The sequence below is a fragment of the Streptomyces toxytricini genome, assembly GCF_014649915.1.
Taxonomy (GTDB): domain Bacteria; phylum Actinomycetota; class Actinomycetes; order Streptomycetales; family Streptomycetaceae; genus Streptomyces; species Streptomyces toxytricini.
Map to the genome: position 1 here is coordinate 137,948 of NZ_BMTY01000012.1, position 26,978 is coordinate 164,925.

At 72.2% G+C, this 26,978-nt stretch carries 27 protein-coding genes; 6 read left to right on the plus strand and 21 right to left on the minus strand.

Annotation, left to right across the window (positions count from 1 at the left end):
• The first annotated feature begins 155 nt into the window (after positions 1-155).
• Entirely contained in the window at positions 156-959 is an 804-nt protein-coding gene (chcB, locus tag IE170_RS17135) for a 2-cyclohexenylcarbonyl CoA isomerase (protein ID WP_189810253.1), read from the plus strand.
• Here chcB and IE170_RS17140 read toward each other — a convergent pair.
• Positions 944-1,576: a DNA-3-methyladenine glycosylase I gene (locus IE170_RS17140; RefSeq protein ID WP_189810254.1), complete on the minus strand. Its 633-nt coding sequence runs from the start codon at positions 1,574-1,576 to the stop codon at positions 944-946. The two genes, chcB and IE170_RS17140, sit on opposite strands and share 16 nt — an antisense overlap.
• Positions 1,573-2,028 (minus strand): DivIVA domain-containing protein, encoded by a 456-nt coding sequence (locus IE170_RS17145; protein ID WP_189810341.1) that lies wholly within the window; start codon positions 2,026-2,028, stop codon positions 1,573-1,575. Before IE170_RS17145 ends, IE170_RS17140 begins: the two co-directional genes overlap by 4 nt.
• Positions 2,029-2,138: 110 nt before the next feature.
• Here IE170_RS17145 and folP point away from each other — a divergent pair, with 110 nt between their 5' ends.
• Positions 2,139-2,999, plus strand: coding sequence for a dihydropteroate synthase (gene folP / locus IE170_RS17150; protein ID WP_189810255.1), 861 nt, complete (start codon positions 2,139-2,141; stop codon positions 2,997-2,999).
• A gap of 33 nt (positions 3,000-3,032) precedes the next feature.
• On the opposite strand, the gene IE170_RS17155 is transcribed toward folP, so the two are convergent.
• A complete protein-coding gene (locus IE170_RS17155) occupies positions 3,033-3,797 on the minus strand; it encodes an LOG family protein (protein WP_189810256.1) in 765 nt (254 codons plus the stop codon).
• A 64-nt stretch (positions 3,798-3,861) separates the two neighbouring features.
• The gene (gene dapE / locus IE170_RS17160) at positions 3,862-4,941 is read right to left on the minus strand and encodes a succinyl-diaminopimelate desuccinylase (RefSeq protein ID WP_189810257.1); all 1,080 of its coding nucleotides are present in this window, start codon (positions 4,939-4,941) and stop codon (positions 3,862-3,864) included.
• A gap of 86 nt (positions 4,942-5,027) precedes the next feature.
• On the opposite strand from dapE, the gene IE170_RS17165 reads away from it, so the two are divergent.
• Both IE170_RS17165 and IE170_RS17170 read left to right on the plus strand, forming a co-directional pair.
• On the plus strand, positions 5,028-5,996 hold the full coding sequence (locus tag IE170_RS17165; protein ID WP_189810258.1) for a hypothetical protein: 969 nt from the start codon (positions 5,028-5,030) through the stop codon (positions 5,994-5,996).
• Positions 5,997-6,236: 240 nt separating this feature from the next.
• On the plus strand, positions 6,237-6,638 hold the full coding sequence (locus IE170_RS17170) for an ATP-binding protein (protein ID WP_189810259.1): 402 nt from the start codon (positions 6,237-6,239) through the stop codon (positions 6,636-6,638).
• An 85-nt stretch (positions 6,639-6,723) separates the two neighbouring features.
• Here the strand turns inward: IE170_RS17170 and dapC are convergent, their stop codons facing one another.
• Both dapC and fdxA read right to left on the minus strand, forming a co-directional pair.
• Positions 6,724-7,818 carry a succinyldiaminopimelate transaminase gene (gene dapC, locus IE170_RS17175; protein WP_189810260.1) on the minus strand — a complete coding sequence of 365 codons (1,095 nt, stop codon included), beginning with the start codon at positions 7,816-7,818 and terminating at the stop codon, positions 6,724-6,726.
• 110 nt (positions 7,819-7,928) lie between these two features.
• A complete protein-coding gene (fdxA, locus tag IE170_RS17180; protein WP_114054017.1) occupies positions 7,929-8,255 on the minus strand; it encodes a ferredoxin in 327 nt (108 codons plus the stop codon).
• Between the two features lie 117 nt (positions 8,256-8,372).
• Between fdxA and IE170_RS17185 the strand changes: the two genes are divergently transcribed.
• Together IE170_RS17185 and IE170_RS17190 are read left to right on the plus strand one after the other, a co-directional pair.
• Positions 8,373-9,356 carry a GNAT family N-acetyltransferase gene (locus tag IE170_RS17185; protein WP_189810261.1) on the plus strand — a complete coding sequence of 328 codons (984 nt, stop codon included), beginning with the start codon at positions 8,373-8,375 and terminating at the stop codon, positions 9,354-9,356.
• Positions 9,353-10,144, plus strand: coding sequence for a transglutaminase family protein (locus tag IE170_RS17190; protein ID WP_229884866.1), 792 nt, complete (start codon positions 9,353-9,355; stop codon positions 10,142-10,144). Before IE170_RS17185 ends, IE170_RS17190 begins: the two co-directional genes overlap by 4 nt.
• 100 nt (positions 10,145-10,244) lie before the next feature.
• Here the strand turns inward: IE170_RS17190 and IE170_RS17195 are convergent, their stop codons facing one another.
• The 15 genes from IE170_RS17195 to IE170_RS17265 all read right to left on the minus strand — a co-directional run bounded on the left by IE170_RS17195 (position 10,245) and on the right by IE170_RS17265 (position 26,947).
• The gene (locus IE170_RS17195; protein ID WP_189810263.1) at positions 10,245-12,260 is read right to left on the minus strand and encodes a peptidoglycan binding domain-containing protein; all 2,016 of its coding nucleotides are present in this window, start codon (positions 12,258-12,260) and stop codon (positions 10,245-10,247) included.
• 206 nt (positions 12,261-12,466) lie between these two features.
• Positions 12,467-12,850, minus strand: a complete 384-nt coding sequence (locus IE170_RS17200) for a DUF6113 family protein (protein ID WP_189810264.1) — start codon at positions 12,848-12,850, stop codon at positions 12,467-12,469.
• The gene (gene mshB / locus IE170_RS17205) at positions 12,847-13,743 is read right to left on the minus strand and encodes an N-acetyl-1-D-myo-inositol-2-amino-2-deoxy-alpha-D-glucopyranoside deacetylase (RefSeq protein ID WP_189810265.1); all 897 of its coding nucleotides are present in this window, start codon (positions 13,741-13,743) and stop codon (positions 12,847-12,849) included. Before mshB ends, IE170_RS17200 begins: the two co-directional genes overlap by 4 nt.
• Before the next feature lie 38 nt (positions 13,744-13,781).
• A complete protein-coding gene (locus tag IE170_RS17210) occupies positions 13,782-13,976 on the minus strand; it encodes a hypothetical protein (RefSeq protein WP_114054011.1) in 195 nt (64 codons plus the stop codon).
• Positions 13,977-14,388: 412 nt separating this feature from the next.
• Positions 14,389-15,462 (minus strand): ABC transporter ATP-binding protein, encoded by a 1,074-nt coding sequence (locus tag IE170_RS17215; protein WP_189810266.1) that lies wholly within the window; start codon positions 15,460-15,462, stop codon positions 14,389-14,391.
• Positions 15,455-16,438 carry an ABC transporter ATP-binding protein gene (locus IE170_RS17220; RefSeq protein WP_189810267.1) on the minus strand — a complete coding sequence of 328 codons (984 nt, stop codon included), beginning with the start codon at positions 16,436-16,438 and terminating at the stop codon, positions 15,455-15,457. Before IE170_RS17220 ends, IE170_RS17215 begins: the two co-directional genes overlap by 8 nt.
• A 14-nt stretch (positions 16,439-16,452) precedes the next feature.
• Positions 16,453-17,448 (minus strand): ABC transporter permease, encoded by a 996-nt coding sequence (locus IE170_RS17225; protein WP_189810268.1) that lies wholly within the window; start codon positions 17,446-17,448, stop codon positions 16,453-16,455.
• Positions 17,441-18,364, minus strand: coding sequence for an ABC transporter permease (locus IE170_RS17230; protein WP_189810269.1), 924 nt, complete (start codon positions 18,362-18,364; stop codon positions 17,441-17,443). Before IE170_RS17230 ends, IE170_RS17225 begins: the two co-directional genes overlap by 8 nt.
• A gap of 45 nt (positions 18,365-18,409) precedes the next feature.
• Positions 18,410-20,038: a peptide ABC transporter substrate-binding protein gene (locus IE170_RS17235; RefSeq protein WP_189810270.1), complete on the minus strand. Its 1,629-nt coding sequence runs from the start codon at positions 20,036-20,038 to the stop codon at positions 18,410-18,412.
• A 108-nt stretch (positions 20,039-20,146) separates the two neighbouring features.
• Positions 20,147-21,085, minus strand: coding sequence for a GNAT family N-acetyltransferase (locus IE170_RS17240; RefSeq protein ID WP_189810271.1), 939 nt, complete (start codon positions 21,083-21,085; stop codon positions 20,147-20,149).
• Positions 21,086-21,215: 130 nt separating this feature from the next.
• On the minus strand, positions 21,216-22,262 hold the full coding sequence (locus tag IE170_RS17245) for an ABC transporter ATP-binding protein (RefSeq protein WP_189810272.1): 1,047 nt from the start codon (positions 22,260-22,262) through the stop codon (positions 21,216-21,218).
• Positions 22,255-23,310 carry an ABC transporter ATP-binding protein gene (locus IE170_RS17250; protein ID WP_189810273.1) on the minus strand — a complete coding sequence of 352 codons (1,056 nt, stop codon included), beginning with the start codon at positions 23,308-23,310 and terminating at the stop codon, positions 22,255-22,257. The genes IE170_RS17245 and IE170_RS17250 overlap by 8 nt, the downstream gene beginning before the upstream one ends.
• A 13-nt stretch (positions 23,311-23,323) precedes the next feature.
• Positions 23,324-24,292, minus strand: a complete 969-nt coding sequence (locus tag IE170_RS17255; protein ID WP_189810274.1) for an ABC transporter permease — start codon at positions 24,290-24,292, stop codon at positions 23,324-23,326.
• Positions 24,285-25,226, minus strand: a complete 942-nt coding sequence (locus IE170_RS17260; protein WP_125542791.1) for an ABC transporter permease — start codon at positions 25,224-25,226, stop codon at positions 24,285-24,287. The genes IE170_RS17255 and IE170_RS17260 overlap by 8 nt, the downstream gene beginning before the upstream one ends.
• 98 nt (positions 25,227-25,324) lie before the next feature.
• Complete coding sequence (locus IE170_RS17265) at positions 25,325-26,947, minus strand: peptide ABC transporter substrate-binding protein (protein ID WP_189810275.1); 1,623 nt, start codon at positions 26,945-26,947, stop codon at positions 25,325-25,327.
• Between the last annotated feature and the right edge of the window lie 31 nt (positions 26,948-26,978).

Here is a 26,978-nt window from a genome sequence, read left to right on the forward strand (position 1 = left end):
CCTGCCTGCGATACTGCGCGCGCTCCGCGCGGGCGCCGCGCCCGCTTTCTTTGACGCACATCACATGCCCCCGGGCGGCCGGGTCCGCCATGCTGGCCCTTGCACCGGCCGGTACCGGCCGGTAGCCCAGCCCGCGACGAAGGGGGACCCCCGACATGGCCGACAGCGTGCTCTACGACGTCACCGACGGACTCGCCACCATCACGATCAACCGTCCCGACGCCATGAACGCCATGAACACCGAGGCGAAGGTCGCGCTCCGCGACGCCGTCCGGGCGGCGGCCGACGACGCGGCGGTGCGGGCCGTGCTGCTGACCGCGGCCGGCGACCGCGCCTTCTGCGTCGGCCAGGACCTCCGCGAGCACGTGCAGAACCTGCAGGCCGACCGGGAGACCGGCTCGTCGCTGACGATGAGCACGGTCTCGGAGCACTACAACCCGATCGTGCGGGCGCTGGTGGAGATGCCCAAGCCGGTCGTGGCGGGTGTGAACGGCGTCGCGGCCGGTGCGGGCTTCGGCTTCGCGCTCGCCGCGGACTTCCGGGTCGTCTCCGAGACGGCGTCCTTCAACACGTCCTTCGCCGGGGTGGCGCTGACCGCCGACTCGGGCGTCTCCTGGACGCTGCCCCGCCTGATCGGCGCCTCGCGCGCCGCCGACCTGCTGTTCTTCCCGCGCTCGGTGAAGGCGCAGGAGGCGTACGAGCTGGGCATCGCGAACCGGCTGGTCCCGGCGCAGGAGCTGCACGCGCAGGCCGAGGCCGTGGCGCGCACGCTGGCCGCCGGCCCGACCGTCGCCTACGCGGCGCTGAAGGAGTCCCTCGCGTACGGGGCCTCGCACTCCCTCGCCGACGCCCTGGAGCGCGAGGACGTCCTGCAGACCCGGGCCGGGGCCTCCGAGGACCACGGGATCGCCGTCCAGGCCTTCCTGGCCAAGCAGCCGCCGGTCTACCTCGGCCGCTGACCCGCCGCCGGCGCCCGCCCCGCCCCGGCCTTGGCCGCCGGGGCGGCCGGGGTGCGGGCCGTGCAGTCGGCCAGGTGGTCGTTGACGAGGCCGCAGGCCTGCATCAGCGCGTAGGCCGTCGTGGGCCCGACGAAGCGGATGCCGGCCTTCTTCAGCGCCTTGGCGAGCGCCGTCGACTCGGTCGTCACCGCCGGGACGTCCGTGACCGACGCGGGGGCGGGCCGGCCCGGCTCCGGGGCGTGCGACCAGATCAGGGCGTCCAGCTCGCCGGGCTCCCAGTCGGCGAGCACCCGCGCGTTGGCGAGCGTCGCGTCGATCTTGGCGCGGTTGCGGATGATCCGCTCGTCGGCGAGCAGCCGCTCGGCGTCCCGGTGGTCGAAGGCGGCGACGGCCGCGATCTCGAAGTTCGCGAAGGCCGCGCGGAAGCCCTCGCGCCGCCGCAGGATCGTCAGCCAGGACAGCCCGGACTGGAAGGCCTCCAGGCACAGCCGCTCGTACAGGGCGTCGTCCCCGTGGACGGCGCGGCCCCACTCGGTGTCGTGGTAGGCGGTGTAGTCCTCGGTGGCCAGGGCCCACGGGCAGCGCAGGGCGCCGTCCGCGCCCGCGAGGGCGGTCACCGGGCGTCCTTGGTGAGGTCGACCGCGGTCGGCTCGGGGTCCTGCTCGGGCTCCGCGGCCTCCGCCTCCCCGGCCTCCCCGGCCGCCCCGGGCGCGTCCCCGGCGGCAGCCCCGGCCGCGGGAGCGGGAGCGGACCCGGCCGCCGCCGGCCGCCCGGCCGTCGCCACCGCCGCCGCCAGCTCGGCGATCTTGGAGTCCCGCTCGGCGAGCTCCGCCGCGAGGCGCTCCAGTACGTCGTCCACCTCGGCCATCCGGTAGCCGCGCGCCGCGACCGGCAGCCGCAGTGCCGCGACGTCGGCCGGGGCGACGGGGCGGGTCTCGGGCAGGGCGTCGGCGACCCGGTCGGGCTCCGCCTCGGGCAGGACGGCCTCGGAGCCGCCCCCGATCACGGCCAGGGTGACCGCGGTGACGACCACGACCAGCGCGATCAGCAGGAACCAGAACACGATCAACTCCCTGAGAGACTTGCGGGGCACCTCCCGGCGGCGGCCGGTGGACCACCAGGTGACCAGGTTAAGGTCGCGGACGGGGCGCGAGGGCCCCCTGAGGAGGAAAGAACGGGATGCTGCGACTGGGCAGGCGCGAGTTCGACACCCACGAGCCGGTGATCATGGCGATCGTGAACCGGACGCCCGACTCCTTCTACGACCAGGGCGCGACGTTCCGCGACGAGCCCGCCCTGGAGCGCGTGGAGCAGGCGGTGGCCGAGGGCGCGGCGATCATCGACGTCGGCGGGGTCAAGGCGGGGCCGGGCGAGCACGTGGACGCGGTCGAGGAGGCCCGGCGGACGGTCGGCTTCGTCGCCGAGGTCCGGCGCCGCCACCCGGACGTGGTGATCAGCGTCGACACCTGGCGGCACGAGGTCGGCGAGGCGGTCTGCGAGGCCGGTGCGGACCTGCTGAACGACGCCTGGGGCGGGGTCGACCCGAAGCTGACCGAGGTCGCCGCCCGGTACGGGGCGGGCCTGGTGTGCACGCACGCAGGCGGGGTCGAGCCGCGGACCCGGCCGCACCGGACCGCGTACGAGGACGTCATGGCGGACATCCTGCGGGTCACGGTGGGGCTGGCCGAGCGGGCCGCGGCCCTCGGTGTCCGCCGCGACGCGATCATGATCGATCCGGGGCACGACTTCGGGAAGAACACCCGGCACTCCCTGGAGGCGACCCGGCGCCTTGCGGAGATGGCGGAGACCGGCTGGCCCGTGCTGGTGTCGCTGTCCAACAAGGACTTCGTCGGCGAGACCCTGGACCGTCCGGTCAAGGAGCGCCTGCTCGGCACGCTCGCCACGACCGCGGTGTCGGCCTGGCTGGGCGCGCAGGTCTACCGGGTGCACGAGGTCGCGGAGACCCGGCAGGTCCTGGAGATGGTCCGGGCGATCCAGGGGCACCGGGAGCCGGCGGTGGCCCGCCGGGGACTGGCCTGAGCCGGGCCCCGGCGGGGGGCTGCCGGCCGGCCCCTACTTTCCGACCTCCTTGGTGACGAGCGCGATGGCCTCCTCCACGTCGTCGGTGACGTGGAAGAGGTACAGGTCGCGCTCGGAGGCCTTGCCCTGGGCGATGACCGTGTTCCGGAGCCACTCGACCAGACCGCTCCAGTAGTCCGTGCCGAAGAGCACGATCGGGAAGCGGGTGATCTTCTGGGTCTGGACCAGGGTCAGGGCCTCGAACAGCTCGTCCAGCGTGCCGAGTCCGCCCGGCAGCACGACGAAGCCCTGGCTGTACTTCACGAACATCGTCTTGCGGACGAAGAAGTACCGGAAGTTCAGCCCGAGGTCGACGTGCTGGTTGAGCCCCTGCTCGAAGGGCAGCTCGATGCCGAGGCCGACGGAGATCCCGTTCGCCTCCCGCGCACCCTTGTTGGCGGCCTCCATGGCGCCCGGACCGCCGCCGGTGATGACGGCGAAGCCGGCCTCGACGAGCGCGCTGCCGATGCGGACGCCGGCCTCGTACTCCGGCGAGCCCGCCGGGGTGCGCGCCGAGCCGAACACGCTGATCGCGGGCGGCAGCTCCGCCAGCGTGCCGAAGCCCTCGATGAATTCCGACTGGATGCGCAGGACCCGCCAGGGATCGGTGTGCACCCACTCGGAAGGCCCTGCCGAGTCCAGCAGCCGCTGGTCGGTCGTGCTGCCCGCCTGCACCTGGCTGCGGCGGCGCAGCACCGGTCCGAGCTGCTGCTCCTCGGGGCGGCGGACGCCTCCCTCGGCATCGCGGTGGTTGCCCATGATGTGCTCCCTCCTGCTGATCGTTGGATCAGGGTAGGCGCACGGAGGTGACGGGAGGGGTAATTCAGGAGGTCAGCCAGGCGCGGAGTCGTTCCTCGCAGTGCGCGATCGCCTTGGTGTCGACCCGTTCGTCGACCTTGTGGGCCAGCAGGGCGTTGCCCGGGCCGTAGTTGACGGCGGGGACGCCGAGCGCGCTGAAGCGGGAGACGTCGGTCCAGCCGAACTTGGGCATGGCGCGGCCGCCGACGGCCTCCATGAAGGCCTTCGCGGCCGGGTGCGAGAGCCCGGGGAGGGCGCCGCCGGAGGAGTCGTCGACGGTGAAGGCGGTGACGCCGCAGTCCGCGAAGACCTCCTCGACGTGGGCGATGGCTTCTGCCTCGCTGCGGTCGGGGGCGTAGCGGAAGTTGACGGTCACGGTGCAGGCGTCGGGGATGACGTTGTTGGCGACGCCGCCCTCGATGCGGACCGCGTTGAGGCCCTCGTGGTACTCCAGGCCGTCGATGACGGGCCGGCGCGGTTCGTAAGCGGCCAGCCTGGCCAGGATCGGGGCGGCGGCGTGGATGGCGTTGGAGCCCATCCAGCTGCGGGCGGAGTGGGCGCGCTCCCCGGAGGTGTGCAGCAGGACGCGCAGGGTGCCCTGGCAGCCGCCCTCGACCTCGGCGTCCGACGGCTCCAGGAGGACCGCGAAGTCCCCGGCGAGCCAGTCGGGGTGGGCCTCGGCGATCCGGCCCAGGCCGTTGAGGTGGGAGGCCACCTCCTCCTGGTCGTAGAAGACGAAGGTGAGGTCGCGGTTGGGCTCGGGCACGGTCGCGGCGATGCGCAGCTGCACGGCGACGCCGGACTTCATGTCGGTGGTGCCGCAGCCCCACAGGACGCCGTCGCCGTCGAGGCGGGAGGGGACGTTCCCGGCGATGGGCACGGTGTCGAGGTGCCCGGCGAGGACGACGCGCTCGGGGCGGCCGAGGCGGGTGCGGGCCACGACGTTGTTGCCGTACCGGTCGACCGTGAGGTGGGGCAGGCCCCGCAGGGCCTGTTCGACGAGGTCGGCGAGGGCCTTCTCGTCGCCGCTCACGGACGGGACGTCGACGAGCCTCGCGGTCAGCCGGGCTGCGTCGAGGGTGAGGTCGAGCTCGGTTTCGGACATGCCTCCGACCCTAACGCGCCGTGCTGCGGCGAAGGTCTCACGTCCGACCGGTGGACGCGCGACGTGGCTGAAGTACGGTGGGCCGCGTGTCACAGAGCGATCACTCCCGCCCCCGCCGCCGCCGTAGGCTCCGCACGGCCGCCGGCCTGTGCGTCCTGCTCGCGCTCGCCGGCTACCTGGTCGTCCGGTTCGAGTCGACGGGAGGGGGCGGCGCACCGCACTGCACGGCCGCGGATTCGGCCGGGGACGGCTCCCCCGGGGGCAGCCGCCGCACGTACGACATGACGCCCGAGCAGGCGGCGAACGCGGCGACGATAGCCGCGGTCGGGGTGGCCAAGGGGCTGCCCGACCGGGCGGTGACCATCGCGCTGGCGACGGCGATGCAGGAGTCGGCGCTGCGCAACCTCGACCACGGCGACCGGGATTCGCTCGGCCTGTTCCAGCAGCGGCCCTCGCAGGGCTGGGGCACGCCGGAGCAGATCAGGGACCCCGTCTACTCGGCGGGGATCTTCTACGACCGGCTCGTCAAGGTGAAGGGGTACTCGCGGCTGCCGCTGACGGAAGCCGCGCAGAAGGTGCAGCTGAGCGGCTATCCGCAGGCGTACGCCAAGCACGAGCCGGACGCGGCGGTGCTGACGGCGGCGTTCGCCGGGGCCGGCGATCTGACCTGCGGCGGGCCCGCGCCGGCGGCGCCGGGTGATCCGCAGCGGGTGCGGGGCGAGCTGGAGCGGATCTTCGGCAAGAGCGGGCTGCACGCCTTCCCGAAGGAGCAGGCCGCCGCGGCGGCCGGCGGCGCGCCGGCGGCGGAAGCCGAGGTCGCGCTGGCGGAGAAGCCGGACGGCGGGGAGCAGGCCGCGCGGGGCAGCCGGGCGATCGCCGGCTGGGCGGTCGCGAACGCGCCGTCGCTGGGCATCGCGCGGGTCTCGTACGCGGACCGCAGCTGGGTGGCCGGCGAGAAGAAGGGCCGCTGGCAGCCTGCGGGCGGCGACGCGAAGGGCGGCGCGGACGCGCGCGGGGCGCAGCGCGGCCAGGTCCGCATCTTCCTGAAGGGCTGAGCCGGGGGCTCCGGTCGCCCGCTCGCGCGTACGGGAGGTCACCCGCAGGGGGCCAACCGCGGGGCGGGCCTCCGGCGGCCTCCGGGGCGAGGAAGTGCTGGTCGGTCGGCATCCAATGCGCTTGTCCCGGAAGCCGATTAAACGATGCGTTACCGATCCTTTACCGAAGGGCGCCGCAACCCGCCCCGTACCGCGAGCGGTTGTAGCGGGCGTACTCAGCCGCTACCGCTTAGGAGCAACATGTCCCTCCCCCTGACCCGCCGGATCGCCCGTACCGCGCTGCTGCTCGCAGCCGGGGCCGCTCCCGTGGTCGGTGCGGCCGGCGCGGCCAGCGCCGCGGGCCTGGACTCGTCCCTGCCGCAGCTGGGCGCCCTCACCGGGCCGCAGGCCGCGGACACCGCCTCCGAGGCCGTCCCGGCCGCGCCCGGGCAGGTCGCCGACACCGCGGGCGCCCTGCTGGGCGGCCTGCCGGCCGCCAAGGGCCTGCCGACCGACGCCGTCCCGGCCGGCGACCTCGCGGGCGCGGTCCCGGCGCAGGGCCTGCCGACCGACGCCCTGCCGACCGGCTCCCTGCCGACGGACTCGCTGCCGACGGACTCGCTGCCGCTGGGCTCCCTGCCCCTGAACGGCCTCGCCGGCTGACGGACCCGCAGGACATCCGGAAGACGGCCGAGGGGGCCGGGAGCGCTCGCCGCTCCCGGCCCCCTCGGCCCGTCCGGGCCCGCCGTCAGGCGAGCCGCTTGACCGCGGCGTCGACGCGCTCGTCCGTCGCCGTGAACGCGACGCGGACGTGCCGGGCACCCGCCTCGCCGTAGAAGTCGCCGGGGGCGACGAGGATGCCGAGGCCGGCGAGGTGGGCGACGGTGTCCCAGCAGGGCTCGTCGCGGGTCACCCACAGGTAGAGGCTGGCCTCGCTGTGCTCGACGCGGAAGCCGTGCGCCTCCAGGGCCGCGCGCAGCGCCGCGCGCCGGGCGGCGTAGCGGGCGCGCTGCTCCGCGACGTGCGCGTCGTCGCCGAGGGCCGCGACCGTGGCGGCCTGTACCGGCGCCGGCGTCATCATGCCGCCGTGCTTGCGGATCTCCAGGAGCTCGCCGAGGACATCCGCGTCGCCGGCGATGAACGCGGCCCGGTAGCCCGCCAGGTTGGACCGCTTGGACAGGGAGTGGACGGCGACGAGGCCCTCGTAGGAGCCGCCGCAGACGTCGTCGTGGAGGACGGAGACGGGCTCGGCCTCCCAGCCGAGCTCCAGGTAGCACTCGTCGCTGAAGACCAGGACGGAGTGCTCCCGCGCCCAGGCCACGATGCGGACGAGCTCGTCCTTCGGGATGACCGCGCCGGTCGGGTTGGAGGGCGAGTTGAGCCACAGCAGCTTCAGGCCGGCCGGGTCGAGCTCGGTCGGGTCGTCGTAGACGACGGCCTCGGCGCCGCAGAGCCGCGCGCCGACCTCGTACGTGGGGTAGGCGAGCCGCGGGTAGGCGACCTTGTCGCCGGGGCCCAGGCCGAGCTGCGTGGGCAGCCAGGCCACGAGCTCCTTGGAGCCGACGACGGGCAGGACGTTGCGGTGGCCTGCCGCGCTCGCTCCGAGGCGGCCGCGGAGCCAGCCGGTGATCGCGTCGCGCAGGGCGGGCGTCCCCCACACGGTGGGGTAGCCCGGGGAGTCCGCGGCGGCGACGAGGGCGCTGCGGATCAGCTGCGGCACCGGGTCCACGGGTGTGCCGACGGAGAGGTCGACGATGCCGTCGGGGTGCGCCGCGGCCGTCGCCTTGTACGGCTCCAGCTTGTCCCACGGGAAGACGGGAAGGCGTGCGGATACTGCGGCCACGGTGCTCTCTGCTCTCTCGTGCGGTCCGGTGCGGCGGGTGAACGGCTCGGTCCCGCGCGGCGCGGGGCCGTACGGGACCGAGGTGCGTTCCGCCCGCGTGGGGGCAGCCGTCAGTGGCCTTCGCCCATGGGCGGCAGCGCGGCGATGAAGGGGTGGTCGCGCTCGATCAGACCCAGCTTCGAGGCACCACCGGGCGAACCGAGCTCGTCGAAGAACTCGACGTTCGCCTTGTAGTACTCCTTCCACTCCTCCGGAGTGTCGTCCTCGTAGAAGATGGCCTCGACCGGGCAGACCGGCTCACAGGCGCCGCAGTCGACGCATTCGTCCGGGTGGATGTACAAGGACCGCTGGCCCTCGTAGATGCAGTCGACGGGGCACTCTTCGATGCATGCCTTGTCCTTGACGTCGACACAAGGCTCCGCGATGACGTAGGTCACGCTCTCGTTCCTCCTCGGTAGGGCTGTCCATATCGCGCGGGAGCGCGGCGTCGTCGATGCCCACGCCTAGTATCTCCGTTCCCGGGCACGATCCGAACAGGAGGGGCGGACAGAGCTGTGGAAATCACTGCCGGTGGGCTGCTGGAGATCCGTATCACCCCCGCTGACGTGGGTAAACGAGTCTCCGTACGACGGTCGGACGGGGGGCCGGACGGCAGGCCCCCGTTCACGGACACGGTAGGGGTTCTCACATCCTGGGACCGCGGTGTGCTCACGATCACACGCAAGAGCGGGGAATCCGTCCGCATCCCGGAATCCTCGCTGGTGGCGGGCAAGGTCGTGCCCGCCGCGCCGGCCCGCCGCAGGGGTCCGGCGGCCTCCTTCGAGGAGCTGGCGCGCGTCGGCGCGCGGGCCTGGCAGCCGCTGGAGAGCGAGCCGCTCGGCGGGTGGACGCTGCGGGCGGCCGGCGGGTTCACCCGGCGCGCCAACTCCGTCCTGGCGCTCGGCGACCCCGGGATACCGCTCGGTGAAGCACTCGCCCGGGTGACGGCCTGGTACGCGGAACGAGGACTTCCGCCCTATGTGCAGGGGGCGACGGGCGCCGCGGGCACCCAGGAGGTGCTCCTCGCGGAGCTGGAGCGGCGCGGCTGGCGGCGCGAGGTGTCGGCGGAGGTCCGCACCGCCGCGCTGGCGCCGCTGGCCGACACCGACGCGGACACCGCGGCCGTACGGCTGTCCCGGACTCCGGACGCGGAGTGGCTCTCCCGCTACGGCCGGGTCGAGGACCCGGACACGGCGCGCCGGGTGCTGGAGGCCGGCCCGTCGGTGTGGTTCGCGACCGTGCCCGGCGCCGCGATCGGCCGCCTGGTCGTGGACGGCCGGTGGGCCGGCTTCGCGGCCGTCGAGGTCGCCCCGGAGCGGCGGCGCGAGGGGCTGGCGACAGCGGTGATGGCCGCGCTGGCCGCACGCGCCCTGGAGGAGGGCGCCTCCGCGGCGTGGCTCCAGGTGGAGGCCGGCAACGCCGCGGCCCGCGCGCTCTACGACGGCCTGGGCTTCGCCGCGCACCACGCCTACCACCACTACCGGCAGGCCCGGCCGTGATCCCGGGGATCCGCGAGCAGTTCGCCGAGGAGGCCCGCGCGGAGCGGCCCGACCTGTCCGTGCTGTGCCTGCTGGTGGCGGCCGAGGCCGACCCGGCGCTGGACGAGCGGGGGGTGGACGCGGCGCAGATCGAGCTGGACCGGCTGGCCGGCATGCTGCCGTACGGCCTGCGCGGGGCGCGGGCGTGGGCGTCGGCGGTGACGGAGCTGCTCGGAGGCCGGATGGGCTTCCACGGCACGCCCGCGGACTACGAGCGGCTGTCGTCCTCGCTGCTGCACGAGGTGCTGCGGCGCCGGCGCGGCCTGCCGATCCTGCTGTCCGTGGTGTGGCTGGAGGTCGCCCGGCGGGCGGGCGCGCCGGTGTACGGGCTCGGGCTGCCGGGGCATTTCGTCGTGGGCTTCGGCGACCCTGACGAGGGCGTGGTGGTGGACCCCTTCGCGGGCGGCGCCTCGCTGGGGGCGGGCCCCGCGGAGCAGGCGACGGGGCCGCGCACGCCCGCCCGGACGCTGGACATCGTGCTGCGGATCCTGAACAACATCCGGGCGTGGGCGGCCATGCGGCCCGAGCAGTCGGGGGTCGCGCTGTGGGCGCTGGAGCTGTCGCTGCTGCTCCCCTCGCACCCGGCGTCGCTGCGCTACGAGCGGGCGAAGCTGCTGGTGGAGCGCGGCCGGTTCACCGACGGGGCGGCCGAGCTGGAGGCGTACGCGCTGGTGGTGGAGGCGGTGGACGCCGCGGCCGCGGCGCGGATCCGGTCGGAGGCCCGCTCGGCGCGGGCCCTGCTGAACTGACCGTCCGCGGGGCGCGGCCCTTGCGTACGGACGGCGGCGGCCCCCGCCTCCCGGTGTCGGGGGCGGGGGCCGTGTCCGTGCCAGGCGGCGGGCGGCGCCGTCAGTTGGGGTTGGTGTCGATGGTGACGGTGCGCTCGGCGGTGGTCTTGCCGCGCAGGGCCTTGCCGAGGGCCCCGGCGACGTCCTGCGGGGAGACCGGGGTCTTCTCGCCGGTGCCTCGGGTGATCAGCACGCCGTCGAAGCTGTTGCCGTAGATGGCCTTGAGGGCCTCCAGGTCGTACTTCTCGACGAGCTTGCCGTCGACGGCCTGCATGCTGAGGATCTTCGGCAGCGACTTGGGGCCGAACGGGATGGACTTCGGGCCGGCCTTGACGGTGGCGATGCCGGACATGGCGGGCTCGGCGAACTCCTTCATGGCCCGGTCGAGTTCGGCCTGGTTCACGGCCGGCTCCTTGGTGGTGACCGGGAGTTCGACGGCATCGGCGGAGCCGGTGGCGACCATGTCGCGGAACGCCTTGGTGACGAGCTCGGCGGAGGCCCCGGTGTCGAGGGTGGTTCCGGCCTTGCCGGGGACGGCGACGGCCTTGCCCGTGTCGAACTTGATGGTGCCCTCGGTGACGGTCCCGGCGGTTCCCGCCAGCTCCTGCAGGGCGACCTGGAGCTTCTCCTCGTCGACCGGCATGACCGGGTCGGCGACGCGCTCGTTGCCGAGGAGCGAGCCGATGACGGTGACCGGGTTGTAGTCGCTGCCCGCGGCGTTGCGGACGGTGGTCTGGGCGTCCAGGCTCAGGCCGGCCTTCTCCGGCTTCAGCTCGACCGGCTTGCCGCCGACGGTGAGCTGGAGCGGCGTGGCGGCGCGGTTGCCGAAGGCCGTCTGGAGCTTGGCGACGGCCTCGTCGCGGCTGCCGCTGATGTCGACGCCGAGGACGGTGGTGCCCTTGGGGACGTCCGAGTGGTTCAGCAGCAGGCCGGCTCCGTACGCCACGGCGAGGAGGGAGACGACGCCGCCGCCGAGCAGGACCAGCTTCGAGCGGGCCTTGGCGACCTTCGTCGGCTTTGGGGCGGCCGCCTTGGCGGGCCGGGGCGCCGCCGGCCGGTCGGCGGACGGCTTCGGCGCGCGGGGGGCCGCGGCGCCGGCCGGTCCGGACGGGGCGGCGGGGCCGGGCGGCGGGACGGGGGTGCGCGCAGCGGCGCCCGTGTCGGGGCCGGGCCACTGCGGGGCGGCGTCGGCGCGCGGGCCGTCGACGGGGAAGGAGCCCAGCGCGGGGCCGCCGGTGGGGCCGGCCGGGCCGGCGGACCGGCCGGGGCCCTCGGGGGCGTCGAAGGCGGGGAACGGCTCGGTCGCGGGGCCGCCGTCGCCGGGGAAGGCGGGGAAGCCCTGCGTGGCACCGGCACCGGGCCCTGCCGGGGGCGGGAGCGGCGGGCCGGCGAAGCCGGGGCCGGCCGGGGCCGGCGGCTGCGGGGCGGGGGCGAAGCCCTGGGGGGCGCCGCCGGCCGCGGGGGCGGCGGGCGGGGCGAAGCCGCCACCCGTGGCGCCGCCGCGCACGGGCGGGGCGGGGGTGCGGACCGGCAGCGGCTCGGCGGCGGCCGGGGTTCGCGCGGGCAGCGCGGGGGCGGAGCCTTCCGCGGCGGGCGTGCGCTTCGGCAGCGCGGGGGCCGCCGGAGCGGCGGTGGAGGCCGCGGCCGCCTGGGGCGGCTTGCGTGGGGCGAACCAGTTGTTCGCCGACGCCTCCGGCTCCGCCGCCGGCTCGGGTGCGGGCGCGGGGGGCGCGGGCGCCCGCGGCGGCTCGGGCTCGGCACCGGGCCGGTCGGCCGGGGCCGCGGCGGCCTCCGCCTCCGCCTCCGCTTCGGCGACGGGCTTGCGCACGACCACCGGCGGGATCGGCCGCGAACCCGGGATGTTGATCCGGATCCGGGTCGTCAGGGTGGTCTCGGTCTTCGGCCCGTCGGTGTCGGGCGTGGACGGGTTCGAGGTCACAGAGTTCTCCTCCGAGGCAGTCGCCGCTGGGTCCGTGGACGGGTACTGGCCGGATCCGTACGGCGGCGTGCCCGAGGGGTAGGCGGCTCCACCGCCCCCCTGGGGCCCGGTGGACGGACTGTCGGTTTCACGACTCAAGGCAGGTTCTCCCGGTTGGCTCCGCCGCCCGTCGTTGCGTGCTCGGGCAGCTCGGCGGCCCGACCACCATACTGTCCGCGGCACGGAAGCAACTGAGCTGGTGGAATCAGAGGTTCCCCTTCACCTTCCCCAAGCCGCCGGCGCACACCGCCCCACAGGCCGCCCAACGGCCCGCAACCGGCACCGCGACCGAGTTCAACGGCCCGTCACTCCGCGGACGGGGCGGCCTGGACGGGGCGGTGGAACGGGCCGGACAGCGTGGCGCAGATCACAGCGGCCACCGTCCCGCCCAAAAGGTAGGCGTACATGGCGATTCCGGACGAACCGAGCAGGAAGTCCCCTTCGGGGCGCGGGGTGCCGACCACCACGTACGCCAGGAACCAGCCGACCGCGCCGGCGCCCACCCCGAAGCCGCCGCCGTCGGCGATCCTGCCGCCGAGGAACAGCCCGAAGGCGGCCAGCACCGCGAGCACCAGCCCGCCCGGGAACCACAGGTCGACGACGAGCCAGCCGGCCAGGCCGACCACCGCCCCGAGCGCCAACAGCCCGGCCAGCAGGGCGATGCGGCCGGCGGTCCAGGGCCGGGTCACGCCTCGACCCCCGCGAAGAGGTCGTCCTCGCGCCCGCCGGCGCCGGCGCCCGGACTGCCCTGCACCAGCTCGTAGAACTCCCGCGCGAACAGCGGCTGCGCCAGGTCGTTGGAGAGCGCGAAGAAGGGGCCGTCCACGGCGATCTGGGTGGCGTGCGCGCGCATCGCGGCCGCCTTGGCGGCGACGAAGCGCTCGTCCGCGGTGATTTCGGCGGTGATGCGCTCGTCCGGCACCACGCCGGGGACGTCCTCCGGCGAGGCGACTCCGGGGAAGGGCACCTTCTCCCCCGCCTCCCTCAGACGCGCGAAGCCCTCCTCCACGGCGGAGCGCGGCACCCGGTTCCAGTAGACCTTCCCGATCCGGTGCGGCTCTCCCAGGTCGCGCCGGTACGCGCCCTCGGCGGCGAGTTCGGCGGCGCGCATGGCGACGCGGTGGGCCTGGATGTGGTCCGGGTGGCCGTACCCGCCGTCCGGGTCGTAGGTGACGAGGACCTGCGGGCGCAGCTCGCGGATGACCTCGACGAGGTGTGCGGCGGCCTCGTCCACGTCGGCGGACCAGAAGGAGCCGGGCCGGTCGTTCTGGGGCAGGCCCATCATCCCGGAGTCGCGGAAGCGGCCGGCGCCGCCGAGGAACCGGTGGTCGGTGACGCCCAGTTCGGCCATCGCGGCGGCGAGTTCGCCGGTGCGGTGGGCGCCGAGGGTGTCGTCGCGGTCGGCCGCCAGGTGGGCGAGGGAGGGCGGGATGACCTCCCCCTCCTCTCCGAGGGTGCAGGTCACCAGAGCGACGTGCGCACCCTCGGCCGCGTACTTGGCCATGGTGAGGCCGTTGTTGATCGACTCGTCGTCCGGGTGTGCGTGCACGAGGAGCAGACGGCGGGCGGGAAGACCGTTCATGGGGCCAAGCGTAGTGCGGTGATCGGCGGCCCGGGGCTTCAGAGCTTGAGACCGCTGATCATGCTGGCCACGTTCGAGGTGAGCTGGGTGAGCGTCGGCGCGATGGTCGAGCTCGCCAGGTAGAAGCCGAGGAGCACACAGACGGCGGCGTGTCCCGCCTTCAGGCCCGATCGCCGGACCAGCAGGAAGACGACGATCGCCAGCAGCACCACGGCCGAGATCGAGAGTGCCACGGCGTTTCACCTCCACGTCGAGCGGACATCGGGTACGCGTACTCGTACTCAGTGCTCGGCGGAGTCATACCCACCGTGCGCTACGGATCATAACTATCCGTACCAGCGCATCGATCGAATTCCGGCAGCACGAGGGGCGCACCCCGCGCATGCGCAGGGTCACGGGGACGGCCGGGCGCGGGGCGCGTACGCCGGCTCGGCCGGTTGCCGGCGCCCGCACGGCCGCCCGGCATCCGTGCGGAGAAGCCCGTATCTCATGACAGACCGAACAATTCGCCGTGTTGGCAGGCGAATTGGGGCGGCGGCGGCAGGGGCGCGAGGGTACCGGCCGGGGCGCCGCCGCCACGCGGCGAAACCATCGCGGTGGCTGGAAATGATCGGTACGGGATCACGCCGCGGGCCGCCCGGACAGTCACTGGCCGCCGTGCAGCGGCCCCGGCGGCGGCGGGGGCGGGGGCAGCTCCCCCTCCGCCGGCACCACGTGCTTCTCGGCGGCGAAGTGACAGGCCGACGGGTGCGCCGCCGGCCCCTCCGGGAAGGCCTGCGGCACCGCCAGCAGCGGCACCTCGTCGGCGCACCGCTGCCGCGCCTTCCAGCAGCGGGTGCGGAAGCGGCAGCCCGACGGCGGGTTGGCCGGCGAGGGCACGTCCCCGGTCAGGATGATCCGCTCCCGGTGCGCGCGGGCCTGCGGGTCCGGGACCGGAACGGCCGACAGCAGCGCCTGGGTGTAGGGGTGCGTCGGGTGGTCGTAGATCTCCGCGTCCGTGCCGGTCTCCACGACCCGCCCCAGGTACATCACGCCGATGCGGTCGGAGATGTGCCGGACGATCGACAGGTCGTGCGCGATGAACACGTAGCTCAGGTCGAACTCGTCCTGGAGCCGTTCCAGCAGGTTGACCACCTGCGCCTGCACCGACACGTCGAGCGCGGAGACCGGCTCGTCGGCCACGATCACCTCGGGCCGCAGGGCGAGGCCCCGGGCGATGCCGATGCGCTGGCGCTGCCCGCCGGAGAACTGGTGCGGGTAGCGGTTGACGTACTCGGGGTTGAGCCCGACCACGTCCAGCAGCTCCTGGACCTTCCGCCGCCGGTCGCCCTTCGGGGCCGCCTCGGGGTGGATCTCGAAGGGCTCCCCGATGATGTCGCCGACCGTCATGCGCGGGTTCAGCGAGGTGTACGGGTCCTGGAAGACCATCTGGATGTTGCGGCGGACGGCTTTGAGCGCCCGGCCGGACAGCCTGGTGATGTCCTCGCCCTTGTACGAGATCGCGCCGGCCGTCGGCCGCTCCAGGTTGACCAGCATCCGCGCGACGGTCGACTTGCCGCAGCCGGACTCGCCGACGATGCCGAGTGTCTCTCCGCGGGCCAGGCCGAAGGAGACCCCGTCGACCGCCTTGACCGCGCCGATCTGCTTCTTGAAGAGGATGCCCTGGGTCAGCGGGTAGTGCTTGACGAGGTCGCGGACCTCCAGGATCTGCTCAGCCACCGAGGCACTCCTTCCAGAAGTGGCAGGCGCTCGTCCGGCGCGCGGGCGTACCGGTGACCGAGTACAGCGGCGGGACGTCGGTGCGGCAGATCGCCTGGGCCATGGGGCAGCGCGGGTTGAAGGCGCAGCCCGGCGGGATGGCCGTGAGGTTGGGCGGCAGGCCCTTGATGGCGTACAGCTCCTGGCCCATCTGGTCCAGGCGCGGGATGGAGTCGAGGAGGCCGCGCGTGTACGGGTGCGCGGGCGCCCGGTACAGCTCGTGGACGGGGGCCGCCTCGACGATCCGGCCCGCGTACATGACGGCGATCTTGTCGGCGACGTCGGCGACGACGCCGAGGTCGTGGGTGATCAGGATCAGGCCCATGTTCAGCTCGCGCTGCAGCTCGGCGAGGAGGTCCATGACCTGGGCCTGGACGGTCACGTCGAGCGCGGTCGTCGGCTCGTCCGCGATGATCAGGGAGGGCTCCAGGGCGAGCGCCATCGCGATCATGATGCGCTGGCGCATGCCGCCGGAGAACTGGTGCGGGTAGTCCCCCGCGCGCTGGCGGGCCGCCGGGATCCGCACCCGGTCCATCAGCTCCACGGCCCGCGCACGGGAGTCCTTGCGGGACATGCCGCGGTGCACCTCGAACATCTCGCCGAGCTGCGCGCCCACGGTGAGGACCGGATTCAGCGCGGACAGCGCGTCCTGGAAGATCATCGCCATGTGCGCGCCGCGGACCCGGCGCCGCTCGTCCTCCTTCATCCGCAGCAGGTCGCGGCCCTTGAAGAGGATCTCGCCGCCCGCGATGCGGCCGGGCGGCACGTCGAGGATGCCCATGACCGCCTGGGCGGTCACGGACTTCCCGGAGCCGGACTCGCCGAGCACTGCGAGCGTCTCCCCTTCGTCGACGGAGTAGTTCACGCCGTTGACGGCCTTGGCGACGCCGTCGCGGGTGCGGAACTCCACGTGGAGGTCGCGGACTTCGAGCAGCATGGGGCCGGCACTCCTCAGCGCAGCTTGGGGTCGAGGGCGTCGCGCACCGCGTCGCCGAGCATGATGAACGCCAGGACGGTGATGCTGAGCGCGCCGGCCGGCCAGAGCAGCATGTGGGGGGCGTTGCGGATCTGCGAGGCCGCGTTGGAGATGTCGATGCCCCAGGAGACGGTCGGCGGGCGCAGGCCCACGCCGAGGAAGGACAGGGTGGCCTCCAGGGCGATGTACGTGCCGAGCGCGATGGTGGCGACGACGATGACCGGCGCCACGGCGTTGGGGGCGACGTGCCTCAGCAGCAGCCGGGTGTTGCCGGCGCCGAGCGCCCGCGCGGCCTGGACGTAGTCGTTCTGTTTGGCGGTGATGACGGAGCCGCGGGCGATGCGGGCGATCTGCGGCCAGCCGAGCAGCACGATGAAGCCGACGACCGGCCAGACGGTGGTGCTGGTGACCACGGACAGGAAGACCAGGCCGCCGAGGATGACGGGGATGCCGAAGAAGATGTCCGCGACGCGGGAGAGCGTCGCGTCGCCCCAGCCGCCGAAGAAGCCGGCGAGGCCGCCGAGCAGCGAGCCGAGCAGGGCGGCGCCCAGGGTGGCGCAGACGCCGACGGTGATGGAGGCGCGGGCGCCGTACACGGTCCGGGTGTACACGTCGCAGCCCTGGGTGTCGTAGCCGAAGGGGTGGCCGGGGGCGGAGCCCTCCTGCGATTTGGACAGGTCGCACTTGAGGGGGTCGCCGCTCGCGATGAGCTGCGGCCAGATCGCGATGACGACGAGGAAGGCGATGAGCAGGGCGGAGACGACGAAGACGGGGTTGCGGCGCAGCTGGTGCCAGGCGTCGGACCACAGGGAGCGGGCCTTCCCGCCCGGTCCGGACGGGCCGGGGGCGTCGCCGAGGGTCTTCTCCAGGCTTTCCGCTTCTTCGATGGCCAGGTCCATGGGGCCGCCCGCTCCGGTGGGTGCGATGGCTTCCTTGTCGCCGGGCTGCAGCGGGTCGTACGGCTCAGGCATAGCGGATCCTCGGGTCCAGGACCGCGTAGAGCAGGTCGACGAGCAGGTTCGCCAGCAGGAAGACGATGACGAGGATGGTGACGAAGCCGACGACGGTCGGGGAGTTGTTGCGCAGGATGCCCTGGTAGAGCTGGTAGCCGACGCCGTGGATGTTGAAGATCCGCTCGGTGACGATCGCGCCGCCCATGAGGGCGCCGATGTCCGTGCCGATGAAGGTGACGACGGGGATGAGCGAGTTGCGCAGCAGGTGGCGGGTGATGACCCGCCGGCGGGGCAGTCCCTTGGCCACGGCGGTGCGGACGTAGTCGGCCTTGGTGTTCTCGGCGATGGAGGTGCGCGAGAGGCGGGTGACGTAGGCCAGGGAGACCAGCGCGAGGACGATGCCGGGCAGGATCAGCTCGTTCAGGGGGGCGTCCGGGGAGACGGTGGGCCGGACCCAGCCCCACTTCACTCCCAGCAGGTACTGCAGCAGGTAGCCGGTGACGAAGGTCGGCACGGAGATGACGACGAGGGTCAGGACCAGCAGGGTGGTGTCGATGGTCCGGCCCCGGCGGAGCCCGCTGACCACGCCGAGGGTGATGCCGACGACGATCTCGATCGTGATGGCGACGAGCGTCAGGCGCAGGGTGACCGGGAACGCCGAGGCCATCAGCTCGGTGACGGGCTGGCCGTTGAAGGCGGTGCCGAAGTCGCCCTGGAAGATCTGGCCCATGTAGTGGAGGTACTGCTCCCACAGCGGCCGGTCGAGGTAGAGGTCCTTGCGGATGCGCGCGGCGGTCGCCGGGTCGGGGGCCTTGTCGCCGAACAGGGCGGCGACCGGGTCGCCGAGCGCGTACACCATGATGAAGATCAGGAACGTGCTGCCGATGAACACCGGGATCATCTGGAGCAGCCGCCGGATCACGTAACGTCCCATGGACTGCTCCGGGGGGTGGGTGGGCCGGTGTGTCCGCCGGGCGGGTCAGCTGACCTTGATCCGGTTGTAGACGGGGACGCTGAACTGGTTGAGCGCGACGTCGGAGAGGCGCTCGGCGTACCCGGCGCTGCCGTTCTGGTACCAGAGCGGGATCGCCGGCATCTGCGCGGCGAGGATCTTCTCCGCGTCCTGGAACTTGGTGACGGCCTGCGCCGGGTCGGCCTCCTGGTTGGCCTCGTCGACGAGCTTGTCGAACTGCGGGTCGCTGAACTTGCCGTAGTTGGAGGAGGCGCCCGTGTAGTAGAGCGGCTGGAGGAAGTTCTGGATCAGCGGGTAGTCGGCCTGCCAGCCGGAGCGGAAGGGGCCGGTCAGCTTGTAGGAGCTCTGCTGGTTGCGGAAGTCGGCGAAGGTGCCGACCGGGTTGACCGTGCAGGCCGGGCCCTCGCCGAGGGCGTTGTTGATGCTGTTGCAGACGGCGTCCATCCAGTCGCGGTGCGATCCGGTGTCCACGTTCGACGTGAGGGTGACCTTGCCGCCGGGCAGGCCGCCGCCCTCCTGGATCAGCTGCTTGGCCGCGGCCGGGTCGTAGGTGCAGGCGTCGCCGCACAGGGTCGGGTTGAAGCCGCCCTTCTCGCCGAGGGCCGGGGAGGTCCAGTCCTTGGCGGGGGTGCGGGTCTCGCGGAAGATCTGCCGGGTGATCTCGTCGCGGTTGATGGCCATGGAGATGCCGCGGCGGACCTTCTCCATGCCGGGCTTGCTCCACCGCGGGTCGTACAGCGGGAAGGTGAGGGTCTGCATGATCAGGGCGGGCTGGTTGATGTACCGGTCGCCGAGGTCGTTCTTGACGTTCTTCAGCTGCTGGGCGGGGATATCGTCGACCAGGTCGAGGTTGCCGGAGATCAGGTCCGTGTAGGCGGTGTTGTTGTCGGTGTAGACCTTGAGGTCGACGCCGCCGTTGACGGCCTTGTCCTCGCCCGGGTAGCCGTCCCACCGGCGCAGCTTCATCCCGGTGCCCTTGGTGTAGGAGTCCACCGTGTAGGGGCCGTTGCCGACGGGCTTGTCCAGCCAGGCGGCGTGGTCGGTGAAGAAGGCCTTCGGCAGCGGGGAGAAGGCCTGGTAGCCGAGGGTGTCGGGCCAGGTGGAGAACTTCTTGTCCAGCGCGACGGTGAAGGTCCTGGCGTCCTTGACGACCAGCCCCTTCATCGTCTTGGCGGTGGGGTCCCCGGAGGCGGGGTGGACGTCGTCGTAGCCGACGATGTCCGAGAAGAACGGCGCGTTGTTCTGCTTGTTGCGGACGTCCGCGCCGTAGTTCCAGGCGTCCACGAAGGACTGGGCGGTGACGGGCTCGCCGTTGCTGAAGGTCCAGCCTTCCTTCAGGGTGATGGTGAAGTTCTGGCTGTCCTGCGTCTCGATCCGCTCGGCCAGCATGTTCTGCGCCTCGCCCGTCTCCGGGTCGTAGCGCATGAGGCCGCGGAAGACCATGTCGAGGACCTTGCCGCCCTGCACCTCGTTGGTGTTGGCCGGCTCCAGCGGGTTCTGCGGATCACCCCACGAGGAGCTGACGATGCCCGCCTCGCCGCTCCCGCCGCTGTCGCTGCCGCCGCCGCAGGCCGTCGCGGCGAGGGCGACGGCCACCGCGCCTGCGGCCCACCTGGCGTGCGTGGCTCCGCGCATGGAGTGCCTCCTACTGGCTCCCGGGACTCGCTTCGGGGCCAATGTCCCCCCATGTGGGTGCCGCCGCACGCCCGGCTCGACCGATTGCACCCGTGGGGAAAGCCGCTGTCACCCGACCGGGTGCAAAGGCAGCTCCCAGGTGTCCACCGCGTAGTGCTGCCGCATGCCGTGGGCCTCGTACAGGCCGAGCGCCCCGGTCGCGTTGCGGGTGTCGACGCCGAGGCCGAGGGTGTCCCGGCCGCGGGCCGCGTACGCGGCGAAGGCGTGGCGCAGCAGGTGTCCGCCGATGCCGCGGCCGCGCAGCTCCTTGCGGACGCCGAGGTGGCTGATCCAGGCCATGCTCGCACGGTCGTCGCGGGTGAGGAGGACGGCGGCGTCGCCGTGGCCGGGCAGGCTCGCGATCCAGACCAGCGACCAGTCGAGGCGGCGGCCGTCGATGTGGTCGAGCCAGTTCTCGTACGGGCGGTCCACGTGGCCGAAGTGGGCGGCGAAGGACTCCTCGACGAGGGCGTGGGCGCGGGCCGGGTCGGCCGGGTCGCTGCCGCAGTGCCGCAGGACGAGCCCCTCGGGCGGGGCGGGCGGCAGGTCGGCGGCCGGGTCGAGGGGGCGGGTCATCACCTGGTAGTGGCGGATGGTGCGGTATCCGCGCCCGGCCAGCAGGCCGAGGTCGAGGGTGGGGGTGCGGTTGAGCTGGAGCCGCAGCCGGCCCTCGGGGGCACCGGCGGCCATCTCGCGGGCGCGGGCCTCGATCCGCTCGAAGAGGGCGGTGGCCGCGGCGTCGCGGCCGGGCAGTACGTAGTGGTCGCAGTCCACGCGCCCCGGCTCGGAGTCCGCCCAGACCATGCCGTACCCGGTGAGCCGGCCGTCCTCGAAGGCGAGCCAGGAGTCGGTGGAGAGCTCCACCCCGGGGTGGCTCAGGTCGGCTTCGACGGAGGCGAGGTCGGTCTCGGGCCGGCCGATCTCGATCTCGTCGACGGCGTTGAGGAGGGCGCAGATGTCGGCCGCGTCCCCCGGTTCGGTGGGGCGCACGGTCATCACGTCGGTCATCGGGCCACTGTCCGCGAGGCGCCGGCGGGCCCGCAACGCGTTTTCCCCGGCGGGGAAACGCCGGGGCGCCCGGCTCCGGAGGTGTCCGGTGCCGGGCGCCCCTCAGGTGCGTCCGCTGGTGCGGTGGAGGTCAGACGGCGAGGACCGCCCGCTCCTCCGCGAAGTGGCACGCCGACTCGTGCGCGGCGAGGGTGTTCTGGCCCTTGTAACGCTCGGGGACGGCGAGGAGCGGCTGCTCGGTGGAGCAGATGTCCTGCGCCTTCCAGCAGCGGGTGCGGAAGCGGCAGCCCGACGGCGGGTTGGCCGGGGACGGGACGTCGCCGGTCAGGATGATCCGGTCGCGGGCCTCGCGGGCCTCCGGGTCCGGGACCGGGACCGCCGACAGCAGCGCCTGGGTGTAGGGGTGCGTCGGGTGGTCGTAGATCTCGTTGTCGGTGCCGATCTCGGCCATCTTGCCGAGGTACATCACGCCGACGCGGTCGGAGATGTGCCGGACGATCGACAGGTCGTGCGCGATGAACACGTACGACAGGTCGAACTCGTCCTGGAGCTTCTCCATCAGGTTGACGACCTGCGCCTGCACCGACACGTCGAGCGCGGAGACCGGCTCGTCGCAGATGATGATCTCCGGGTTGAGCGCGAGGCCGCGGGCGATGCCGATGCGCTGGCGCTGGCCGCCGGAGAACTGGTGCGGGTAGCGGTTGATGTACTCGGGGTTCAGGCCCACGACGTCCAGGAGTTCCTGGACCTTGCGGCGCCGGTCGCCCTTCGGGGCCACCTCGGGGTGGATCTCGAAGGGCTCCCCGATGATGTCGCCGACCGTCATGCGCGGGTTCAGCGAGGTGTACGGGTCCTGGAAGACCATCTGGATGTTGCGGCGGACGGCCTTCAGGGCGCGGCCGGACAGCTTGGTGATGTCCTGGCCCTTGTAGAACACCTCGCCGGAGGTGGCGCGCTCCAGGCTCATCAGCAGCTTGGCGACGGTGGACTTGCCGCAGCCGGACTCGCCGACGATGCCGAGGGTCTCGCCCCGGTAGAGGTCGAAGGAGACGCCGTCGACGGCCTTGACCGCGCCGACCTGCTTCTTGAACAGGATGCCCTGGGTCAGCGGGAAGTGCTTGACCAGGTTGCGCACCTGAAGGATCGGCTCGCGCTCGCCCTTGGTGAGGTCAGCCATGGATCTGCTCCTTCCAGAAGTGGCACGCGCTGCCGCGGCCCGGCAGCTCGGTGCCGTCCTGCTCGGTCACCCGGTGCAGGACCGGAACGTCGGTGCGGCAGACGTCCTGCGCCTTCGGGCAGCGCGGGTTGAAGGCGCAGCCCGAGGGGATGTTCAGCAGGTTGGGCGGCAGGCCCTTGATCGCGTACAGCTCCTGGCCCTTGAGGTCCAGGCGCGGGATCGAGTCGAGCAGGCCGCGGGTGTACGGGTGCGCGGGGCGCTTGTAGATCTCGTGGACCGGGGCGGTCTCGACGATCCGGCCGCCGTACATGACGGCGATCTTGTCCGCGACGTCGGCGACGACGCCGAGGTCGTGGGTGATCAGGATCAGGCCCATGTTCATCTCGCGCTGGAGTTCCGCGAGGAGGTCCATGACCTGGGCCTGGACCGTCACGTCGAGGGCCGTGGTCGGCTCGTCGGCGATGATCAGGTCCGGCTCCAGGGCCATCGCCATGGCGATCATGATGCGCTGGCGCATGCCGCCGGAGAACTGGTGCGGGTAGTCGCCCACGCGCGCCTTGGCGGCGGGGATCTTCACCCGGTCCATCAGCTCGACGGCCTTGGCGAGGGAGTCCTTCTTGGACATCCCGCGGTGGACGCGGAACATCTCGCCGAGCTGGGCGCCGACGGTGTGCACCGGGTTCAGCGAGGAGAGCGCGTCCTGGAAGATCATCGCGATCTTCGAGCCGCGGATCTTGCGGTACTCGTCCGCCGGGAGCTTCAGCAGGTCCTGGCCCTGGAAGAGGATCTCGCCGGAGGGGATCTTGCCGGGCGGCATGTCGAGGATGCCCATGATGGCCTGCGCCGTCACGGACTTGCCCGAGCCGGACTCGCCGAGGACGGCGAGGGTCTCGCCGGCGTCCACGGAGTACGAGACTCCGTTGACGGCCTTGGCGACGCCGTCGCGGGTGTGGAACTCGACGTGCAGGTCGCGCACTTCGAGGAGGGGGGTGCCCTCGCTCGCGGCGCGCGGCGCCGGGACGTTCGTGGTCTTGTCGATGCTGGTCAACGTACGCCCTTCCTCAGCGCAGCTTCGGGTCGAGGGCGTCGCGGACCGCGTCGCCGACCATGATGAAAGCGAGCACGGTGATGCTCAGGGCGGCGGCCGGGAACAGCAGGACGTGCGGGGCCTGCAGGAAGCGGTCCTTGGCGTCGCTGATCATCAGACCCCAGGAGATCTCCGGGGGCTGGACGCCGATGCCGAGGTAGGACAGGGCCGCCTCCGCACCGATGTACACGCCGAGGCTGATCGCGCCGACCACGATGACCGGGGCGATGGCGTTCGGCAGGATGTGCCGCAGCGTGATGCGCACGGTGCTCGCGCCGAGGGCGCGGGCGGCCACGACGTAGTCGTTGTTCTTGTGCTGCAGCACCGACGACCGCATGATGCGGAAGATCTGCGGCCAGCCCAGGGTGGCGAGGACCGCCGAGACCGTCCAGGCGTTGCCCTCGCGGCCGGACATGATGAGCATGCCGCCGAGGAGGAGCGGGATCGCGAAGAAGATCTCGGTGATGCGGGACAGGATGCTGTCCATGATGCCGCCGAGCCAGCCGGCGAGCAGGCCCAGCGCGCCGCCGACGGTGAGGACCAGGGTGGTGGTCACGACACCGACGATGACGGAGTTGCGGGCGGCCCAGATGGTGCGGGTGTAGATGTCACAGCCCTGGACGTCGAAGCCGAACCAGTTCTCACCGGTCGGCGGCTTCAGGGAGTTCTGCAGGGTGCAGGCGTTCGCCGCGAACGGAGTGCCGGAGGTGAACCAGCCGGGCACGGCGGACAGCACGAGCATGCAGAAGACGAGGAAGGCGCCGATCAGGAAGATCGGGTTGCTGCGCAGGTCGCGCCAGGCGTCGGACCAGAGGCTGGCGATCCGCTCCTGCTTCTCGTCCTTCTTCCCGCCCGCGGGGCCGCTGGCGGCGGTGCCCGTGGAGGGGGCGCCGGCGGTCTGGGTGTCGGTCATCGAGTCCTCCACCGAAGTCGTGTCACGCATAGCGGATCCTCGGGTCGAGCACGGCGTAGAGCAGGTCCACGATCAGGTTGGCGAGCAGGTAGACGAGGACGAGCAGCGTCACGACGCCCACGAGCACGGTGCCCTGGTCGAGGCGGATGGCCTGGGCGATCAGGCCACCGATGCCGTTGATGTTGAAGATGTTCTCGGTGATGACCGCGCCGCCCATCAGGGAGCCGAGGTCCGCGCCGAGGAAGGTGACGATCGGGATCAGCGCGTTGCGCAGCGCGTGGTTCACGACCACCCGGCGCCGGGGCAGGCCCTTGGCGACGGCGGTGCGCACGTAGTCGGCGCGCATGGTCTCCATCAGGCTGGTCCGGGTCAGGCGGGTGACGTACGCCAGCGACGTCGAGGCCAGGATGAAGCCGGGCAGCAGGTACGCCTTGAACCCGTCCGACTCGTTGAAGGAGACGGGGAAGAAGTCGAACCCGAGTTCCTTCAGCTCGACTCCGAGGAGGAGCTGGAGGACGAAGCCGGTGACGAACACCGGGATGGAGATGACCAGCAGGGTGGAGAGCAGGACCAGCTGGTCGAGGAACTTGCCGCGGCGCAGCGCGGCCATGATGCCGGCGGTGACGCCGACGAGCGCCTCGATGGCGAAGGCCACGATGGCGAGGTTGACCGTGTACGGGAATGCCTCGGTGATGAGGTCCAGGACCTGGCGGCCGTTCAGGGTCTCGCCGAGGTTCCCCTGGAGCACACCGGTCAGGTAGTTCCAGTACTGGACCAGGAAGGGGTCGTCGAGGTGGTACTTCTCGCGCAGCATCGCGGCGACGAGGGGGTCGGCCTTCTTTTCGCCGGCGAGGGCCTGCACGGGGTCGCCGCCCAGCGCGAAGGTGAGGAAGTAGATCAGGAAAGTGGCACCGAGCAGAACAGGGATCGCCTGTATGAGTCGGCGGATGAGGTAGCGGCCCATCAGACCTCCAGCAGTTGAACAGGGGCAGGGGGCAGGCGGACGGAACCCTGGTTCCGTCCGCCCGCCCCCGAGTCAGTTCCCCTTGGTGAAGAAGCGTGTTAGTTGAGCTCGACGTTGGCCAGGTCCATGCGGCCCTGGGCGTCGATCTCGACGTTCTTCACGGACTTGGAGTAGGCCGAGGAGGACATGTAGGTGAAGACCGGGATGTACGGCAGGTCGCGGATGATGATGTCATCGGCCTGCTGGTACAGCTTCAGCGAGGCGGCCGGGTCGACGGTCTTGTCGGCCTCGTCCATCAGCTTCTCGAACTCTTCGTTGACGTAGCCGCCGTAGTTCGAGCCGTGGTCGATGGCGACCTTCGAGAAGATCGGACGCAGGTAGTTCTCCGCGGCCGGGTAGTCCATGGACCACGCCATGCGGAAGGCGCCCTTGTACTTCTTGTCGCCCAGGTCGGTCAGCATGTCGCCGAACTTCGCGAACGGCTTGGCGGTGACCTCGACGCCGAGGTTCGCCTTCAGCTGGTTGGCGACGGCCTCGATCCACTCCTTGTGGCCGCCGTCGGCGTTGTAGCCGAGCTCGATCTTGTTGCCCGGAACACCGCCCGCCTGGGTCCACAGCTCCTTGGCCTTGGTCGGGTTGTAGGTGCCGACCTCGCCCAGGGCGCCCTTGCGGTAGCCGGGGATGATGGGGTTGATGAAGTCGTCGGCCGGCTTGCGGGTGCCGTTGAAGATGGTCTTCGTCAGCGCCTCCCGGTCGATGGCCATGGAGATCGCCTTGCGGATCTCGACCTTGCCGAAGGCCTCCGGGTTGGTGGAGAGCGGCAGGCCGACGTAGCCGACGCCCGACTCCGGCTTGTAGATGTAGCGCTCGCCGAACTCCTGGGAGACGGTGGCCATCGCCGAGGTGGGGAGCTTGTCGACGATCTGGATGGTGTCGGCGCGCAGGTCGTTGTACGCCGTGTCCAGGTTGTCGTAGATCTTGAAGGTGACGCCGTCGAGCTTCGCCTTGCCGCCGGCGTAGTTCTCGAAGCGCTTGACCTTGATCTGCTTGTTGTGCTCCCAGGCGCCGTCCATCTGGAACGGGCCGTTGCCGATCGGGGCCTCGCCGAACTTCTTCGGGTCTGCCTCGAACGCCTTCGGCAGCGGGTAGAAGGCGTTGTAGCCCAGCATGGTCTTGAACTGCGAGAAGGGGGCCTTCAGCGTGACCGTGAAGGTCTTCTCGTCGACGACCTTGAGGCCCTTGAGCTCGGTGGCGGTGGGCTTCTTGTCCTTGCCCGGCGCCAGCTCGTCGGAGCCCTCGATCTTGGAGAAGAAGGGCAGGCCCTCGGCGGCGTTGTCCTGGTTGGCGCCCCAGTTCCAGGCGCGGACGAACGACTGGGCGTCGACCTTCTCACCGTTGTGGAAGGTGTAGCCGTCCTTCAGCTTGATGGTCCAGGTCTTCGAGTCCTGGGTCTCGATGGACTCGGCCACCGCGAGCTTCGGCTCGTTGGTCTTGTTGTCGTAGTCGACCAGGCCGGTGAAGAGGGCGTTGAGAACCTCGGCGCCCTCGGACTCGGCGGTGTTCTGACCGATCAGGCCGTGCTGCGGCTCGCCGAGCACCACGGTGATGTTGCCACCGGACTTGGCCTTGCCGTCGCCTTCCTTGCTGGTGCTGCAAGCCGTTGCAGCCATCGCCACGATGACGGCACCGGCGACCCACTTGGCGCTCGTTGCTCCGCGCATGGGTTATTGCCTCCTCAGGAGTCACTGTCGA